15 protein-coding genes are annotated in these 15,917 nt (G+C 31.0%); 10 read left to right on the top strand and 5 right to left on the bottom strand.

The window, feature by feature from the left end; all coding sequences use genetic code 11:
* Window positions 1-114 precede the first annotated feature (114 nt).
* The 5 genes from ribD to CRN98_RS07830 all read left to right on the top strand — a co-directional run bounded on the left by ribD (window position 115) and on the right by CRN98_RS07830 (window position 5,441).
* Window positions 115-1,200, top strand: coding sequence for a bifunctional diaminohydroxyphosphoribosylaminopyrimidine deaminase/5-amino-6-(5-phosphoribosylamino)uracil reductase RibD (gene ribD / locus CRN98_RS07850; protein WP_097026879.1), 1,086 nt, complete (start codon window positions 115-117; stop codon window positions 1,198-1,200).
* A gap of 38 nt (window positions 1,201-1,238) precedes the next feature.
* A complete protein-coding gene (gene ribE, locus CRN98_RS07845; protein WP_097026878.1) occupies window positions 1,239-1,892 on the top strand; it encodes a riboflavin synthase in 654 nt (217 codons plus the stop codon).
* A gap of 12 nt (window positions 1,893-1,904) precedes the next feature.
* Window positions 1,905-3,107, top strand: a complete 1,203-nt coding sequence (locus tag CRN98_RS07840) for a bifunctional 3,4-dihydroxy-2-butanone-4-phosphate synthase/GTP cyclohydrolase II (protein ID WP_097026877.1) — start codon at window positions 1,905-1,907, stop codon at window positions 3,105-3,107.
* Between the two features lie 135 nt (window positions 3,108-3,242).
* Window positions 3,243-3,707 carry a 6,7-dimethyl-8-ribityllumazine synthase gene (gene ribH, locus CRN98_RS07835; protein ID WP_097026876.1) on the top strand — a complete coding sequence of 155 codons (465 nt, stop codon included), beginning with the start codon at window positions 3,243-3,245 and terminating at the stop codon, window positions 3,705-3,707.
* A gap of 177 nt (window positions 3,708-3,884) precedes the next feature.
* Window positions 3,885-5,441 (top strand): ABC-F family ATP-binding cassette domain-containing protein, encoded by a 1,557-nt coding sequence (locus tag CRN98_RS07830; RefSeq protein ID WP_097026875.1) that lies wholly within the window; start codon window positions 3,885-3,887, stop codon window positions 5,439-5,441.
* Between the two features lie 183 nt (window positions 5,442-5,624).
* On the opposite strand, the gene CRN98_RS07825 is transcribed toward CRN98_RS07830, so the two are convergent.
* Window positions 5,625-6,074, bottom strand: coding sequence for a GNAT family N-acetyltransferase (locus CRN98_RS07825; protein ID WP_097026874.1), 450 nt, complete (start codon window positions 6,072-6,074; stop codon window positions 5,625-5,627).
* A gap of 228 nt (window positions 6,075-6,302) precedes the next feature.
* On the opposite strand from CRN98_RS07825, the gene CRN98_RS07820 reads away from it, so the two are divergent.
* The gene (locus tag CRN98_RS07820) at window positions 6,303-7,130 is read left to right on the top strand and encodes a MerR family transcriptional regulator (RefSeq protein ID WP_097026873.1); all 828 of its coding nucleotides are present in this window, start codon (window positions 6,303-6,305) and stop codon (window positions 7,128-7,130) included.
* A 416-nt stretch (window positions 7,131-7,546) separates the two neighbouring features.
* Here the strand turns inward: CRN98_RS07820 and CRN98_RS07815 are convergent, their stop codons facing one another.
* The 3 genes from CRN98_RS07815 to CRN98_RS07805 all read right to left on the bottom strand — a co-directional run bounded on the left by CRN98_RS07815 (window position 7,547) and on the right by CRN98_RS07805 (window position 9,163).
* Window positions 7,547-8,065: a DUF2812 domain-containing protein gene (locus tag CRN98_RS07815; protein ID WP_097026872.1), complete on the bottom strand. Its 519-nt coding sequence runs from the start codon at window positions 8,063-8,065 to the stop codon at window positions 7,547-7,549.
* A gap of 14 nt (window positions 8,066-8,079) precedes the next feature.
* Window positions 8,080-8,391 carry a PadR family transcriptional regulator gene (locus CRN98_RS07810; protein WP_097026871.1) on the bottom strand — a complete coding sequence of 104 codons (312 nt, stop codon included), beginning with the start codon at window positions 8,389-8,391 and terminating at the stop codon, window positions 8,080-8,082.
* Between the two features lie 427 nt (window positions 8,392-8,818).
* On the bottom strand, window positions 8,819-9,163 hold the full coding sequence (locus CRN98_RS07805) for a hypothetical protein (protein WP_097026870.1): 345 nt from the start codon (window positions 9,161-9,163) through the stop codon (window positions 8,819-8,821).
* A gap of 187 nt (window positions 9,164-9,350) precedes the next feature.
* Here CRN98_RS07805 and truA point away from each other — a divergent pair, with 187 nt between their 5' ends.
* Complete coding sequence (gene truA / locus CRN98_RS07800; protein ID WP_097026869.1) at window positions 9,351-10,100, top strand: tRNA pseudouridine(38-40) synthase TruA; 750 nt, start codon at window positions 9,351-9,353, stop codon at window positions 10,098-10,100.
* 36 nt (window positions 10,101-10,136) lie between these two features.
* On the opposite strand, the gene CRN98_RS07795 is transcribed toward truA, so the two are convergent.
* Window positions 10,137-11,264, bottom strand: a complete 1,128-nt coding sequence (locus CRN98_RS07795; protein ID WP_097026868.1) for a S1C family serine protease — start codon at window positions 11,262-11,264, stop codon at window positions 10,137-10,139.
* A 298-nt stretch (window positions 11,265-11,562) separates the two neighbouring features.
* Between CRN98_RS07795 and CRN98_RS07790 the strand changes: the two genes are divergently transcribed.
* The 3 genes from CRN98_RS07790 to CRN98_RS07780 all read left to right on the top strand — a co-directional run bounded on the left by CRN98_RS07790 (window position 11,563) and on the right by CRN98_RS07780 (window position 15,212).
* Window positions 11,563-12,252 (top strand): response regulator transcription factor, encoded by a 690-nt coding sequence (locus CRN98_RS07790; RefSeq protein WP_097026867.1) that lies wholly within the window; start codon window positions 11,563-11,565, stop codon window positions 12,250-12,252.
* Window positions 12,253-12,285: 33 nt separating this feature from the next.
* Window positions 12,286-13,758: a sensor histidine kinase gene (locus CRN98_RS07785; protein WP_097026866.1), complete on the top strand. Its 1,473-nt coding sequence runs from the start codon at window positions 12,286-12,288 to the stop codon at window positions 13,756-13,758.
* Between the two features lie 113 nt (window positions 13,759-13,871).
* Window positions 13,872-15,212: a TolB-like translocation protein gene (locus CRN98_RS07780; protein WP_097026865.1), complete on the top strand. Its 1,341-nt coding sequence runs from the start codon at window positions 13,872-13,874 to the stop codon at window positions 15,210-15,212.
* Window positions 15,213-15,917: the final 705 nt, after the last annotated feature.

The following is a 15,917-nucleotide window of genomic DNA, read 5'->3' as shown; positions in this document are numbered from 1 at the left end:
GAGTGAAAGCTTGGGGTTTTTTGTTTGTAATAAAATAAAAGACTTTTGCAAATGATGCATAAATAATGTAAGGAAATCAAAAAATTATATAGATTATGCAGAGAAGGTGATATTGTGGATGAAAAGTATATGAAGATCGCTCTTGAACTTGCTAAAAAAGGTGAAGGAAGAGTAAATCCCAATCCGCTAGTTGGGGCAGTTATAGTGAAGGATAATAAAATAATTGGTGAAGGATATCATGAGTATTATGGTGGTCCTCATGCAGAGATAAATGCATTCTCAAGTGCAAAGGAAAATGTGGAGGGAAGTACCATGTATGTAACATTAGAACCCTGTTGCCACTATGGGAAAACTCCTCCTTGTGTAAATGCAATAATTAAAAATAATATAAAAAAAGTTGTAGTAGGAATGTTTGACCCTAACGCTAAAGTTGCGGGAAATGGAATAGAAATTTTAAGAGAGCATGGCATTGAGGTAATAACAGGAGTTTTAGAAAAGCAGTCCAGAGAGTTAAATGAAATATTTATAAAATATATAACAACTAAAAGTCCTTTTGTAGTCATGAAATATGCTATGACACTAGATGGCAAAATAGCAGCGTATACTGGAGATTCAAAATGGATAACAGGCGAAAAGGCAAGGGAAGAAGTACATAGACTAAGAAATAAAGTTTCAGGAATTATGGTAGGAATAGGCACAGTGTTTCAAGATAACCCAAGTCTTACTTGTAGAACTCACGGAGGAAGAAGTCCTAAGAGAATAATTGTAGATAGTAATTTAAGAATACCTCTAAATTCAAATGTGATAAACATAAAGGATGAAACTTTAACTATAGTTGCAACCACTAAGAAAGCTTCTCAGGAAAAGATACAGCTTTTAGAAGATAAGGGAGCAGAAGTTTTAATAGTTGAAGATATCGACGGCAGAGTAAATTTGCAAGCCTTGATGAAAAGACTTGGAGAAATGGGTGTAGATAGCATACTTTTAGAAGGAGGCAGCACTTTAAATTATTCAGCAATAGAGCAGGGGATAGTTGATAAAGTGCAGGCTTACATAGCACCTAAACTTATTGGAGGGCAAAGTGCTAAAACTCCAATTGGTGGAAAAGGAAAGGCATTAATGAGCGAAAGTATAAACCTTCAAAATATTACATTTAAAACCTTTGATGAAGATATTTTAATTGAAGGATATGTGAAATAGATACTATACAAAGGGGACTAGGAATTAGGAGGGTAGATATGTTTACTGGATTAGTTGAGGAAATAGGAATATTACAGGATATTCAAAGAGGAACAAAGTCAGCGAGACTTACTATAAAGGCTCAAAAGGTATTAGAAGACGTACAGCTTGGCGATAGTATAAGTACAAATGGTGTTTGTTTAACTGTTACAGATTATACAGAGTCTACTTTTACAGTAGATGTTATGGCTGAAACTTTAAGAAGTAGCAGTCTTGGAAGTTTAAAAAGAGGAAGCTATGTAAACTTAGAAAGAGCATTAAAAGCTGATGGAAGATTTGGTGGACACATAGTAAGTGGACACATAGATGGAACAGGAATTATTGAGAATTTTGAAAAAGAAGATAATGCATTTTGGATTACCATTAAGGCAAGTGAGGACATATTAAAATATATAGTTCATAAAGGCTCAATTGCAATAGATGGAGTTAGTTTAACTGTGGCTTATGTAGATGAAGGAGCATTTAAAGTATCTATAATTCCACATACGGGAGAAGAAACTATACTTTTAAAAAAATCACCAGGAGATATAGTGAACTTAGAGTGTGATGTGTTAGGGAAATATGTAGAAAAGCTATTAGGCATAAAAGCCAAGGAAAGTAAAGAAAAAAAATCATCCATAAGCCTAGAATTTTTAAGAGAAAATGGATTTTAAGGAGGAATTAAAATGTACAAATTTAATAGCATTGAGGAAGCAATAGAGGATATTAGAGAAGGAAAAATAATCATAGTTATAGATGATGAAGATCGTGAAAATGAAGGGGATCTTCTTATGGCAGCAGAGAAAGTTACAGGAGAGGCTATAAATTTTATGGCTAAATACGGTAGAGGACTTATATGTATGCCAATGGAAGAGGAAAGATTAAAGGAATTAAACATACATCCAATGGTAGAAAATAATACAGATAATCATGAAACAGCTTTCACAGTTTCTATAGATGCAGTGGAAACCACCACAGGAATTTCAGCCTATGAAAGAGCTTTAACCATAGCAAAAACTTTAGATCCTAAAGCTAAAGAATCAGATTTTAGAAGACCTGGACATATATTTCCGTTAGCTTCTAGAAAAGGTGGAGTGTTAAAAAGAACAGGACATACTGAAGCTGCGGTGGACCTTGCAAGACTTGCAGGACTTAAAGGGGCAGGGGTTATTTGTGAAATAATGAATGAAGATGGAACTATGGCAAGAACTCCTGAACTTATGGAATTTGCAAAAACACATGACTTAAAGATAATCACCATTGCAGATTTAATTGCATATAGAAGACACAGCGAAAAACTTGTAGAAAGAGTAGTTAAAACTAAAATGCCAACTAAGTATGGTGACTTTGAAATATATGGATATATAAATAAATTAAATGGAGAACACCATGTAGCTCTAGTTAAAGGAGATGTAAGTGGAGAAGAGCCTGTGCTTGTAAGGGTTCATTCAGAATGTTTAACAGGAGATGCGTTAGGTTCCAGAAGATGCGACTGTGGAGAGCAGTACGCAGCAGCTATGAAGAAAATAGCTGAAGAAGGAAGAGGAATTCTTTTATACATGAGACAAGAAGGACGTGGAATAGGACTTATAAATAAATTAAAGGCCTATGCTCTTCAAGACCAGGGAATGGATACAGTAGAGGCAAATATAGCTTTAGGATTTCCAGCAGATATGAGAGATTATGGAATAGGAGCACAGATACTTGCTGATTTAGGAGTAACTAAGATAAACCTTATGACAAATAATCCTAAGAAACTTTCAGGACTTTCAGGCTATGGCATTGAAGTATTAGAAAGAGTACCTATTCAAATGAATCATAACGAAAGAAACGAATTTTACTTAAGAACAAAGAAAGAAAAGATGGGACATATGCTTAATAATCTATAATCACTAGCTGCAAGTGACCAGTAAGCAGTGATAAGTGATTAGAAATTATCAGCTCATGTATTAAGTTTCAACGAGACTATAATTATAAAATAAAATCTAATTTAAAATATATTAAGAAAGTTGGAGGATGAAAAAATGAAAACATATGAAGGAAATTTAATAGCTAAAGGATTAAAATTTGGTATAGTTGTAGGAAGATTTAATGAATTTATAGGATCTAAACTTTTAGGAGGAGCATTAGATGCACTTAAAAGACATGGAGCAGAAGAAAATGAAATAGAAATTGCCTGGGTGCCAGGAGCTTTTGAAATTCCTTTAGCTGCAAATAAAATGGCAAAGTCAAAAAAATATGATGCAGTAATATGCTTAGGAGCAGTTATTAGAGGAAACACACCACACTTTGATTACGTTTCTTCTGAAGTTACTAAGGGAATAGCCCATGTAGGATTACAAACTGAGCTTCCAGTTATATTTGGAGTATTAACTACAGATTCAATTGAACAGGCAATTGAAAGAGCAGGAACTAAAGCAGGAAATAAAGGATATGATGCAGCAGTAACTGCAATTGAAATGGCTAATCTTTTAAGAGAAATAGAGTAAGCTAGAGTAAAGTTAGTAACTAAAAACTAATAAATATAGAAAGATTGTAAATGTGTAAATTACATTTGCAATCTTTCCTTATTTTTGTAGGAGTTTCAGCATTATTTTCTTCTTGACATCAAATACTCTGCCATTTAGACTAAATATGATGAATTTTTTAGAGTAAAGGAGCAAATTATGAGTATATTAACAGTTAAAAATATAAATCATGGTTTTGGTGATAGAGCTATATTTGAGGATGTGTCTTTTAGATTATTAAAAGGAGAGCATGTTGGACTAATTGGTGCCAATGGAGAAGGTAAGTCTACCTTTATGAATATAGTAACAAATAAACTTATGCCAGATGAGGGTAAAGTAATTTGGTCAAATAATGTTAGAGTTGGATATATGGATCAACATGCAGCATTAACTAAAGGTGAAAGTATTAGGGATGCCCTAAGAGATGCTTTTAGATATCTATTTGATTTGGAAAAAGAAATGAATTCTTTATATGAAAAAATGGGTGATGTAGAGCCAGAAGAATTAGAAAAAATGCTTGAGAGAACAGCAGTAATTCAAGATTTATTAGATAATAATGGATTTTACACAATAGATGCTAAAGTAGATGAAGTTGCAAAGGGGCTAGGACTTTTAGATCTAGGATTAGATAGAGATGTAGCTGATTTATCAGGTGGACAAAGAACAAAGATCCTTCTTGCAAAGTTGTTACTTCAAAATCCAGATATATTACTTTTAGATGAGCCTACTAACTACCTAGATGAAGAGCATATAGAATGGCTTAAGAGATATTTGGATAAATATGAAAATGCATTCATACTAATATCTCACGATATACCATTTTTAAATTCAGTAGTTAACTTAATATATCATGTGGAAGAAAGAAAGCTTACAAGATATGTTGGAGATTATGATGAATTTATGAGATTGTATGAAGCAAATAAAAAGAGACTAGAAGCAGCTTTTGAAAAGCAGCAAAAGGAAATTGAAAGGCTTGAAGACTTCGTTGCAAGAAATAAGGCTAATGTTGCCACTGCAAATATGGCTAAATCAAGACAAAAGAAACTAGATAAAATGGAAGTTATAGAGCTAGTAAAAGAAAAACCAAAGCCAGAATTTAATTTTAAAATTGCCAGAACTTCAGGAAAGATGATATTTGAAACTAAAGATTTAGTAATAGGGTATGACAGTCCCTTAACTAAACCATTAAATCTTTATATGGAAAGAGGACAGAAGATAGCCTTGGTTGGAGCTAATGGTCTTGGTAAATCAACGTTATTAAAGAGTCTTCTTGGAATAGTTAAGCCACTATCTGGAGAAGTAGAACTTGGGGATTATCAGCATATTGGATACTTTGAGCAAGAAGATAGGTCAGGAAACACAAATACTTGTATAGAAGAAGTGTGGAATGAGTTCCCAAGTAAAACCCAATATGAAATAAGAGCAGCTCTAGCAAAATGTGGATTAACAACCAAGCAATTAGAATCAAAGATAATGGTTCTATCTGGAGGGGAAGCTGCAAAGGTTAGATTATGTAAGATATTAAATACCGAAACTAATATTTTAATTCTAGACGAACCTACCAACCACTTAGATGTAGACGCAAAAGATGAATTAAAGAGAGCCCTAAAGGAATATAAGGGATCAATTTTACTAGTATCTCACGAACCAGAATTCTATAGAGATATAGTTACAGAAATATGGAATTGTGAGGATTGGACTACTAAAATTGTATAGGATATTTTGATAAACCCTTGAGGTATATAGCCTCAGGGGTTATTTTATTGTAGTAAAAATCACATGGAAATTAAGGAATAAACATTATAGTTGGTAAACTAAGGGAGTAGATATTAAGTAATTAAAAGCAACAATTATGATTTTTACTAATAGCTGACTAATGATTTTAACATGGGTTCAATATTATAATGCCTTTATCATCACTTTTTCTTCATTAATATCCAATTCCCCATTAAACTTAAATCCGAATTTCTGGTACAAATGTAAAGCATGCTGATTGTCATCATAAAGGCTTAGATAAACTTTATCGCAATGATATAGCTTGACAAGTTGTGTTATTAATGCTTCTAACATGATACTTCCAAGTCCTTGCCCTTGAAAGCGTTCATCAATTAAGTATCTATCAAGCCACACTCTCCCGTTTTGACCTTCCCGTGGAAAAAGTCCATACATTGCAAATCCGACTAAAGCTCCATCCCTATAAAGCCCTGCTGGTTGGTAGCAGCTGCATTCCATGGCATCTTCCAAACATTGTTTTGTAGATTCTATATATGATTTTTGAGATTCACTTACAGTCAAAGATAAAATGTCTTTTAAGTTCTCTTCTGTAACCTCTCTAATTTCAATATTCATACATTTTCTCCCTCCAATTAAATTGTAGTGCAGAAGGATTATCCTTCTGCTGATACTTTATTCGCCAAAGGAATAACTCTTTTAGCTAATAGAAAGGCAACCATCAGAAAAGCAATTATGGTTGCTGCAATAATAAGCGCCATTACATTATCCTTTCTTCCATTTGTTTTCTATGTATTTTATAATAAGGTGTAACGTAACCAGACAGTCAAGAGGGGATGTTAAATTATGAATAAAAATTTACAGAACTATTTTTCTACTGGGGAATTTGCAAAGCTCTGCGGTGTGAATAAGAGGACACTTTTTCACTATAATGACATAGGGCTACTTTGTCCTGATTTCACAGATGAAAACGGATACCGATATTACTCCCATCATCAAATTGATGTTTTTTTAATAATATTTATATTAAAAGAATTAAAGGTTCCCTTAAAAGAAATAAAAACATATCTTGATGAGAGAACCCCTGAACAGTTGCTTGAATTATCCAAACAAAAAATCTCTGAAATTAATAAAGAAATTAATAAGCTAGGTTATATGAAGTACTTACTAGAAGAAACAATTTCTTTTACAAATAAGGGAATAAATGCTCCTTGTGATGAGTTTATGGTTGAAGAGCAGGAGGAGGAATATATGATTCGTAGCACTTTACTGAATGAGGAAAACAGTAAGGATCATATAATGTGGATGTGTGAATACAAAAACTTCATGAACAGTATTCAACCAAAGGATATTTCTTTTATAGGTACAATGATTAGTAAAGAGAACATTATAAGTGGTAACTACACTCACTATTCCTATTTCTTCACAAAAACCAGCAATAAAAATATACTTCCCTCAATTGCTGTGAAGCTAAAGGGAATGTATGCTGTTGCTTATCACCATGGAAGTTATGAAACTACATATAAAACTTATAATAAACTGTTAGAGTTCCTTGAAAAAAAACACTTAAGGGTGAACGGATTCACCTATGAGGAATATCTTATAGACGAAGTTGCTGCGAGAAATGAAAATGATTATATTACACAAATAACAGTTGCAGTTGAAGAAATGTAAATCAAGAATTATACAATATTTTTCAAGATTAGATTTACATATTGTTGACTTAAAATATAAACGATGTAGCTAAGAAATGGACCCCAAACTTAAGAGGATGGTCTCAAATATTAGCGCAGCTATCGATACATTTTGAAGACATATTTGATGAAAGAATGATATAGCTTGCACAGCCTGTAGGCTCACGAGAGCCTACTCCCTTTTTCAGTTCAAGCTTGTACACTACAACTAATATGTCATGATTACCTAAACAAAAGAGGATAAACTTTAAAATTTATCCTCTCCATAAACAAAATATATATCTATATATAAAATTTTTTAAAGAAGTTTACACAAATTTCTTGACAGACTCTTTTTTATTGTATCAACGAGAGGATTGAAAATGAGGTATCATATAAATTCCATTCCTTATATCATTAAATATCCTTTGCATGTCTATATTGTTCAATTTTCAACTTACATTTCCAAACTATTTTTAAAATTGCTAAAGATATTATTGCAAGTAATACTGTAAATATTCCAAAAACATAGTAACCTGTATTAATTGTTACCATAAGCTCCATAAAAAAACAGATAACTTCTATAACAAGAGCAACTTTGAAAAAGTTCTTAATCTTATTGTAATGAGCGATTTTTGAGTCTACATCTGTATACATTTCAAAAGGAACATCTGATGCTTTTTTTCGTAAATATACCCATCTCCACCATTGAGCTATGACTTCTACTCCTGTATCCTCCATGAAAGCTGCATAGTCATCTTTTTCACCATTCCAACTATCAAGCAAGTCTATTTGATAATTGTATTCTCCAGGCTCACATTTTTCAAAAGTATAAAAGCCAAGAAAGAATTTTTTGAATGCCCATCCATTTAAACACATTTTCTCCAACCAATCTTCTTCTTCGTCTTTGTCATAATATAGTTTGAATTTTAACATGCATTCACATCCCCCTAATCATCCATTTTTTTTGCATTTTTTATAAGTTCATTTAACCTTTTCACTTCGTTTTGAAATATTTCTTTTCCTGTATTTGTAATAAGGTATTCCTTTTTCTTTCTAGATTCTTTATCCTCGCTATACAAGCTAATCCATCCTTTTATAAGCATTGAATTAATAGCTCCATATAAGGTTCCTGGTCCTAATGTTACCCTTCTATCTGTCATTTCACTTATATCTTGAATAATACCATATCCATGGTTTGGTGTACGTACAGCCAATAAGATATAAAATAAAGCTTCTGTCAAAGGTGTATTGTTATGCAAATATATCAACCTCCAATATATCGTGTGATGATATATAAAATATATCACCATGCGATATATTTGTCAATGATGCATTAATAATTATATATACAAAAAAAGAGATCATACAAACTAATCATAAAAATTGAAAAAGTATGAAATATAAATAATACACATCCTATGTACTCTTTGTTGGACGACTAAAATTGTATAATAGCTCTATATAATAAGTGGGAGTGTTGATGAGATAACAAATTTATAAGGAAAGCCGAAAGTGGATTTCTTTTTACATTATATGCACTATTATAAATTAAAGATTTTCAGGAGAGTGTAAAATATTTAAAACTTTTTAAAGAAGTTTACACAAATTTTTTAACAGACTATAATATTTTTAATGGAACTTCCTTTGAAGTCCCATTAATTCGTTTAAAATTACTTTTAAATTTTATCATTCAACTATTTCAATAGTCCATGAGTTAGATTCACAAATCTTATTTAATTGTTTGTATATATCCTTGATTCTGCTTGATTCAGCCCCTAAAGATAAAGATAGCATTCCTTCTTTTCCTCCACCACTAATTATTTCAATTTCACATTCATTATCAGAAATAAAATTAAGAGAAACTATAGATAATAAATCTGAACTAATTCTAAAATAATACGTTTCACTTGCAAAAATAAAAGATGATTCTGAAAGCTGCTTAAAATATTGATTTATATCAGAAATATCCTTTAGCAAATTTGTTATTTTTAGTAAATTTATTCCCTTAATATTGTACTTACTTATTTTCATGATTTTTACACTTCCTTCAATAACTTAATGTTAGCTATTAATATAATGCATATATTTATACAAATATTGTATTTATTTCCTAATTATATCACACAAATTACTGCAGAATAAAAATTTAATAAAGTTTTGCAATAGAAAGTATTTAAAGGTATACTAGTGTTACGAAAATCGAAAAAGGGGATTAAGTATGAGAAATATAAAAATGATAATTCAGTATGATGGAACAAGATATAATGGTTGGCAGAAACAAAATCAAAAGGACAGCACTGCTAAAACCATACAAGGAAAGATAGAAAATGTTTTAAATAAGATGACAGGAGAAGAAATAAATGTTATAGGATGCGGAAGAACTGATTCAGGAGTTCACGCAGAAAACTATATAGCTAATTTTTTTACTGATTGTACACTTACTACAGATGAAATAGAAAAGTATTTAGAAGAATATTTGCCAAAAGATATAGTGATAAAGGAACTAAGGTTTGCAAAAGACAGGTTCCATGCAAGATATAACGTTAAGGCGAAAACTTATGTATATAGAATTGATAACAATAAATATAATAATGTATTTACTAGAGATTTTACAAATCATATACCTGTTGAATTAAATATAGAACAAATGAAAAAGGCAGCTGAATATTTAATAGGAACTCATGATTTTAAAAGTTTTACCAGTTTAAAAGCTAAGAATAATAAATCAACAGTTAGAACAATAAATTACATAAATATAATCAAAAATGATGGATTAATAGAAATGGAAGTAAATGGGAATTCATTTTTGTTAAATATGGTAAGAATTATAGCAGGAACACTTATAGAAGTTGGTGAAGGAAAACTTATGGCAGAGAGTGTAGAAACTATATTAATGGAAAAAGACAGAGAAAAAGCAGGCAATAAAGCACCAGCTAAGGGATTAACATTAAAAGAAATTCAATATTAATTTAAAAAAGTTGGCTAAAATGCCAACTTTTTATATTTACTCGCTTAAAGTAAGGTTTGCTGTTATATTTTTTTTATTTCTCAAGATTTCAACTTTAACCACATCGCCCGCTTTATGAGCTTCTTTTATGACATTTATTTCTTCTATGGATGTGACAGTTTTTCCATCAAATTTAGTAATTAAATCATTTACTTTGATACCTGCTTTTTCAGCAGGGCTTTTAGGAGATACTTCTTTAACATAAACTCCCGTAGGAATACCTTCACTTTTAGAAATCTCATTTGTTATACCTACGGCACCAATACCTATTTTAAGCACTGGTTTGGTTAACGCTGTAAGCCTTTGTTTTACTGTATTTATAGGTATGGAAAAGCCTATTCCTTCTACACCTTGCTCAGTAATTTTTGCAGTATTTATTCCAATAACTTGACCTAAAGTATTTATAAGGGGACCGCCACTGTTACCAGGATTTATAGCAGCATCCGTTTGAAGAAAACTTTGAGTTCTTCCTTTTTCAACTTCAACACCACGATTTGTAGCACTAATTATTCCACGAGTTACAGTGCCTATAAATTCCTTACCTAAAGGGTTACCTATGGCAACTACACTTTCGCCAACTTCTACTTTATCTGAATCTCCAAGTTCTACAATTCCGGGAACTTTTACGTTTCCATCTATTTTAACTACAGCTATGTCTTGAGCTGAATCATAATTAATTATTTTAGCATTTACCACTTTGCCATCATTAAATATAATTCTCACTTGTTGAGCACCCGAAATTACATGATAATTTGTAAGTACATATCCTTCGTTATTTATTATAAAGCCGGATCCTATACCTTCTTGAACGCCAAAATCTCTGCCCCACTGGCGTACGATACTTTTTGTAGAAACACTAACCACTGCAGGACTTACTTTTTTAACTACTTCAGGAACAGATAGAGCTCCTTTGGGTTCAGTAAAGTTTGGCGGATTAGTTTGAGGCTGATCAACTTTTGTGTTTTTGTTATTTTTATTATTAGAAAGTAAATTAGGTGAACAGGAAAAAGTAAAAAATGCTAAAGAAGTTATCATAAGTGTCATTGAAAGCAAAAATATAAATTTTTTTCTTCTTTTTTTGTGTGTTTTATTAAAATGATTATCACTAAAATACAAATCTCCCATAATTAAATCCTCCCAAAGTATATTAACATAAATGTATTTTTTGCTTTTTATGTGGTAAATATACCAACGAATATTATATCTATGTTTACAACTTGGCAATAAATAGTTGATAATATATAAAGTGATATTTAGTGCAATGTTGTTTTTTATTATTTCGTCCTAGTCAAGAATTTAAGAGACTCTAGGAATCTTTCTAAGGACAAATAAATAAAAATCAACATTGGAATATCACATTGAACTGCTAAAGGAAGCTTTGCTTTGAGCAAAGCATTAAATATAACGGCAAGAAGGTGAGAAAATGAGGGAAAAAATACTTGTTGTAGAAGACGAAGAAGCAATAACAGACATTTTGACTCATTATTTGAAGAAAGAAGGATACGAAGTTTTTGAAGCAGAATGTGGGAAAAGGGCGCTGGAATTAATAAATGATAAAAAATTTGATTTAGTTTTATTGGATTTAATGCTTCCTGATATAAGTGGATATGATGTGTGCAGGAGCATATCTAGCAAATATAAAATTCCTATAATAATGCTTACTGCTAAAAATGATATAGTGGATAAAATATTAGGACTGGAGCTTGGAGCAGATGATTATATTACTAAGCCGTTTGATATAAGGGAAGTGTTAGTCAGAATAAAGGTGGCATTAAGGCGAATGGAAGGTTTAATTACAGTAGAAAAAATCAAGGAAGAAACTATTAAACTTCCTTATAATATTGAAATCTTTATAAATAGTAGAGAGGTTTATAAAAACGAAAGTGCGGTGAGATTAAAGCCCAAGGAATTTGAATTACTTTTGATACTTGCAGAAAATAGAAAAGTGGTCTTTACTCGGGACAAGCTATTGGAAAAGGTGTGGGGGTTTGATTTTGAAGGAGAAAGCAGAACTGTGGATGTGCACATTCAAAGAATTAGAAAAAAGCTTGGAGTAGAAAAGGACGATGCTTTAATAGAGACAGTGTTTGGACTTGGATACAAAATGCTTTAGCATCACGAAATATAAAATTAAGGAGAGAGCTTAGTGAAGTTTTCGATAAAGTATAAATTTTTAATTGGACTTTTAGTAATATTTTGCATAAGTTTCAATTTATTGAGTTTCTTTTTAAATAAGGTATCTTTTAAAAATAATGAAAAGATTATAGCATCAGAACTTTATGATAAGCAAAGGGATATATATTTTTATCTTTCGAATTATATTAAGCAAAATAAATTAGATATAAATGAAGAAAACATGAAAATACAGGCTCAAAGTATGGCGCTACAAGTATCCTCTAAAATTGAGGGCAGAGTAAGTATGTATAATACTAAGGGAGAATTTTTATTTGATACGGAATATGGAGAGGAAAAATCAGATGATATATACACAAAGGAAGTAGAGGAGCTTATTGAAACAGCTAAAGAAAATAAATCTTTATATAGTATTATAAAAGATGGAGATAAATATAAGGCTGTGTTTGTTGGAAGCTTATATTTAAACAATAAGTTATTAGGAGTAATAAGTTTTTCAAAGGATTACACCCATCTTTTTAATTGGAGTAAGGAACTTTTAAATAATATAAAATTATTTATGATAATAGTTTTTATAGTAACTTTTTTACTATCTATTGCACTAGCAAGCAGCATAATAAGCCCTATAAAAAAGTTAAGTGAAATAACAAGAGAAATAGCTTTAGGAAATTATGAATCAATTAAAATAAACACAACAGATGAGGTAGGAGAGCTAACAGAAAATTTTAATTTCATGCAAGAAAAAATAAAGGGACAAATAAAAACCATAGAAAATGATAGAGATAATTTATTAAGACTTGAGAAACATAGAAAATACTTTTTTGATAATGCAACTCATGAAATGAAAACTCCTTTAACTATAATAAGTGGATATGCGCAAATGCTTATGGATGAGGGAAGAGAAGATGAAGAAATATTTAAAAAGACAACTACAAGAATAAAAAAAGAATCAGATAGAATGCACAATATGGTGGTAGAAATTTTAGATATGTCCAAAGTTCAATCCAGCGTTCGATATAATGATGACATAAATTTATCATCTCTTATATTTAGCTTATGCGAAGATATGAAGCTAAAGGCATCTAAATATGATATTGAAATTAAAACTATGCTAGAAAACAATATATTTATTCATGGGAATAGTGATGAAATAAGAAGAATGATAATAAATGTTTTAGATAATTCTATAAAATATGGAGATTTGAAGTCTTGTATAAAAGTATCATTAGATAAAGTGCAGGATTATGCTGAAATAGTTATTAAAGATAGGGGAAAAGGTATACCTGAAGAAGAACTAAATAAAATATTTGAGCCATTTTATAGGGTAAGTAAAATTATGACTAGAGATAAAGGTGGAAATGGACTAGGACTTGTTATAGTTAAGGATATAGTGGACAAGCACAGCGGAACTATAGATATTAATAGTGAATTAAACGAAGGCACGAAAGTTATTATAAAAATTCCTCTAAAAGCAAATGTGATTTAGTATTTGTTTACAACTTGGCAATAAGTAGGATAATTAATGGCAAAAGGTAACAGATATTATATAAGTGCAAAGAAGATGTAACGAAATCATTTAAAGTATAAGGAGGAATTTAAATGAAGAAAAATATCAGAGGAACTATTTTAAAAATAGCAATACCAGTAGTATTAATAGGAGGAACTTTTATCTTAGAGCGTATGTTCAATGCTAAAGCAGAAGATTTTACAAACAGTGCAAAGGTCATTTCAGAAGATAACTCACAAATTTCAATAGTAGATGATAAACCTTTAGAAATAGCAGATAAAAAATCTTATGGAAACATACAAGGTTTATCAGAAAGTTTTGGATTCATAAGTAACAATGAAGTCATAGCAGGAATTGGATTAAGTAAGGAGGAATTTTACAAAAAATATACAAAAGATTCTAATAAAATGACAAGCGATGAAAGTAATAATGCCTATGAAGATATGTATGGTAAAGTATATAAAGTTAAATTGGATACTCTTGAAAAAACTCCTATAAAGTCAAATGATAAACTTATATCTACTAGACTAGTAATATCAGGACTTTCACCTGATAGAACTAAGTTTAATTTTCAAGATTTATCTAAAGTATATAATTATAATCTAACAAAGGATAATTTTCAGGCTATAAAAGATGTAAATATTGCAGAAGAGGAACATGGCAATTGGTCTGAGGATTCAAAGTGCTTTATAGGCTATAAAGATGGAGATTTAGAACTTTATAATACTGAAACGGGAACAACTAAAATTGTAAAAGTAAAAAGTGATGACTTGTATATAAGCGCAATTCCAAGCTTTTATAGTGAAAATGGAGAAGAAATATATTTTATAGGGGAAGAAAAACAAAACAGTTCTGGTAAAGGTGACCCAAGAAGGCAAGGAATATATAAGGTAAATTCAAGGACAGGTAAAGTTGAAGATGTTATGCTACTTTCTTATGTAGATAGAACCAGTAATAAATTTGGAAAATCAAATTATAAAGAAAACTGCATACCTTCAGTTGAGTATTATGTATTAGATGAGGGAAAGAGAATATTGTTTGAGGGAATCTTAGATGACGAAGATGGAACCTATATTTATGATGTGGAAAAGAAAGAATTTCATAAAGTTATAAATCATTTAGATTCTAAGGAAGGTTCTTTTTCATCTCCTTGTTATGTGTCTCCTGATAAGACTAAGGTTGTATACTTAAATAGAGCAAATGAAGGTGGCAAAGAGGTATGGAATCTTTATGCTGCTAAGATAAATGGTAACTCCTTTACAAGCAGAATTCTTATAAAAAAGGATATAAACTTAGTAAGCTCCTTGTATAATGCTGTACAGTGGTCACAGGACAGTAAGCAAATTTTATTCTTCGATACAGATAAGTCAGAAGTTAAAAATGGATTTGTAATTAATGATAAAGCAGTAGTGAATTTAGTAACATTTAAATAGTATATTACGACGTTTTTAATGCTCAGGTTTGCATATAATTTTCATCTAAGAAGGCGGTTCATTTCGCCAAGAGCTGCTAATATTTATAAATTTAAAATCCCTAAGCCGCCTAAACTCGCTGCAGCTCAGACAGTAGGCGGCTCTTAGCGGTATTTCGAATTTATAAATAAAGCCGTTCTAAGGCTCATTCAATGGCTTCTACGATGAAAATTCTATGCTCCAGAGCATTAAAAAGCTCTTCATGTGAACTGCTGAAGGAAGAAATTTAGCTAACTGAATTTCTAAAATATTTTAGCGCGGCAGCCTGGGAAGTTATAAGAACTTATACGAAATAAATGAGGAAATTTAATTTATAAATTAAAGATATGAGAGTATGATAAGAGGTTCTTAATAAAAAATTGTATCATTGATATTTTCCGACCTATCGGTCTTCGGGCTTATCAGCCCTTTATCAAGTATTAGTTTATTAAAAGGAACTTTCGCCAAAGCGAAATTCCTTCTTTCAGTCAGTGAGCATGAGGAATATTTTTAATGTTGAACACAAGTATGGAATTTGCATTGTAGAAAGCATTGAGCAAGCAATTAAAAGCTCTTTATTTCTGACTTTAAGGCGCCGTATAAAGCCTTTTACTGTTTGAGCTATAGGCGAGTTTAGAAGGCTTAGGCACCTTGAAATGAAGAAATATTAGAGCTTTTTTGCGTAGC

The sequence above is a fragment of the Clostridium peptidivorans genome (assembly GCF_900205925.1).
GTDB classification, from domain to species: Bacteria; Bacillota; Clostridia; order Clostridiales; family Clostridiaceae; genus Clostridium_AK; species Clostridium_AK peptidivorans.
This window is presented reverse-complemented; position numbering and strand designations above follow the sequence as displayed.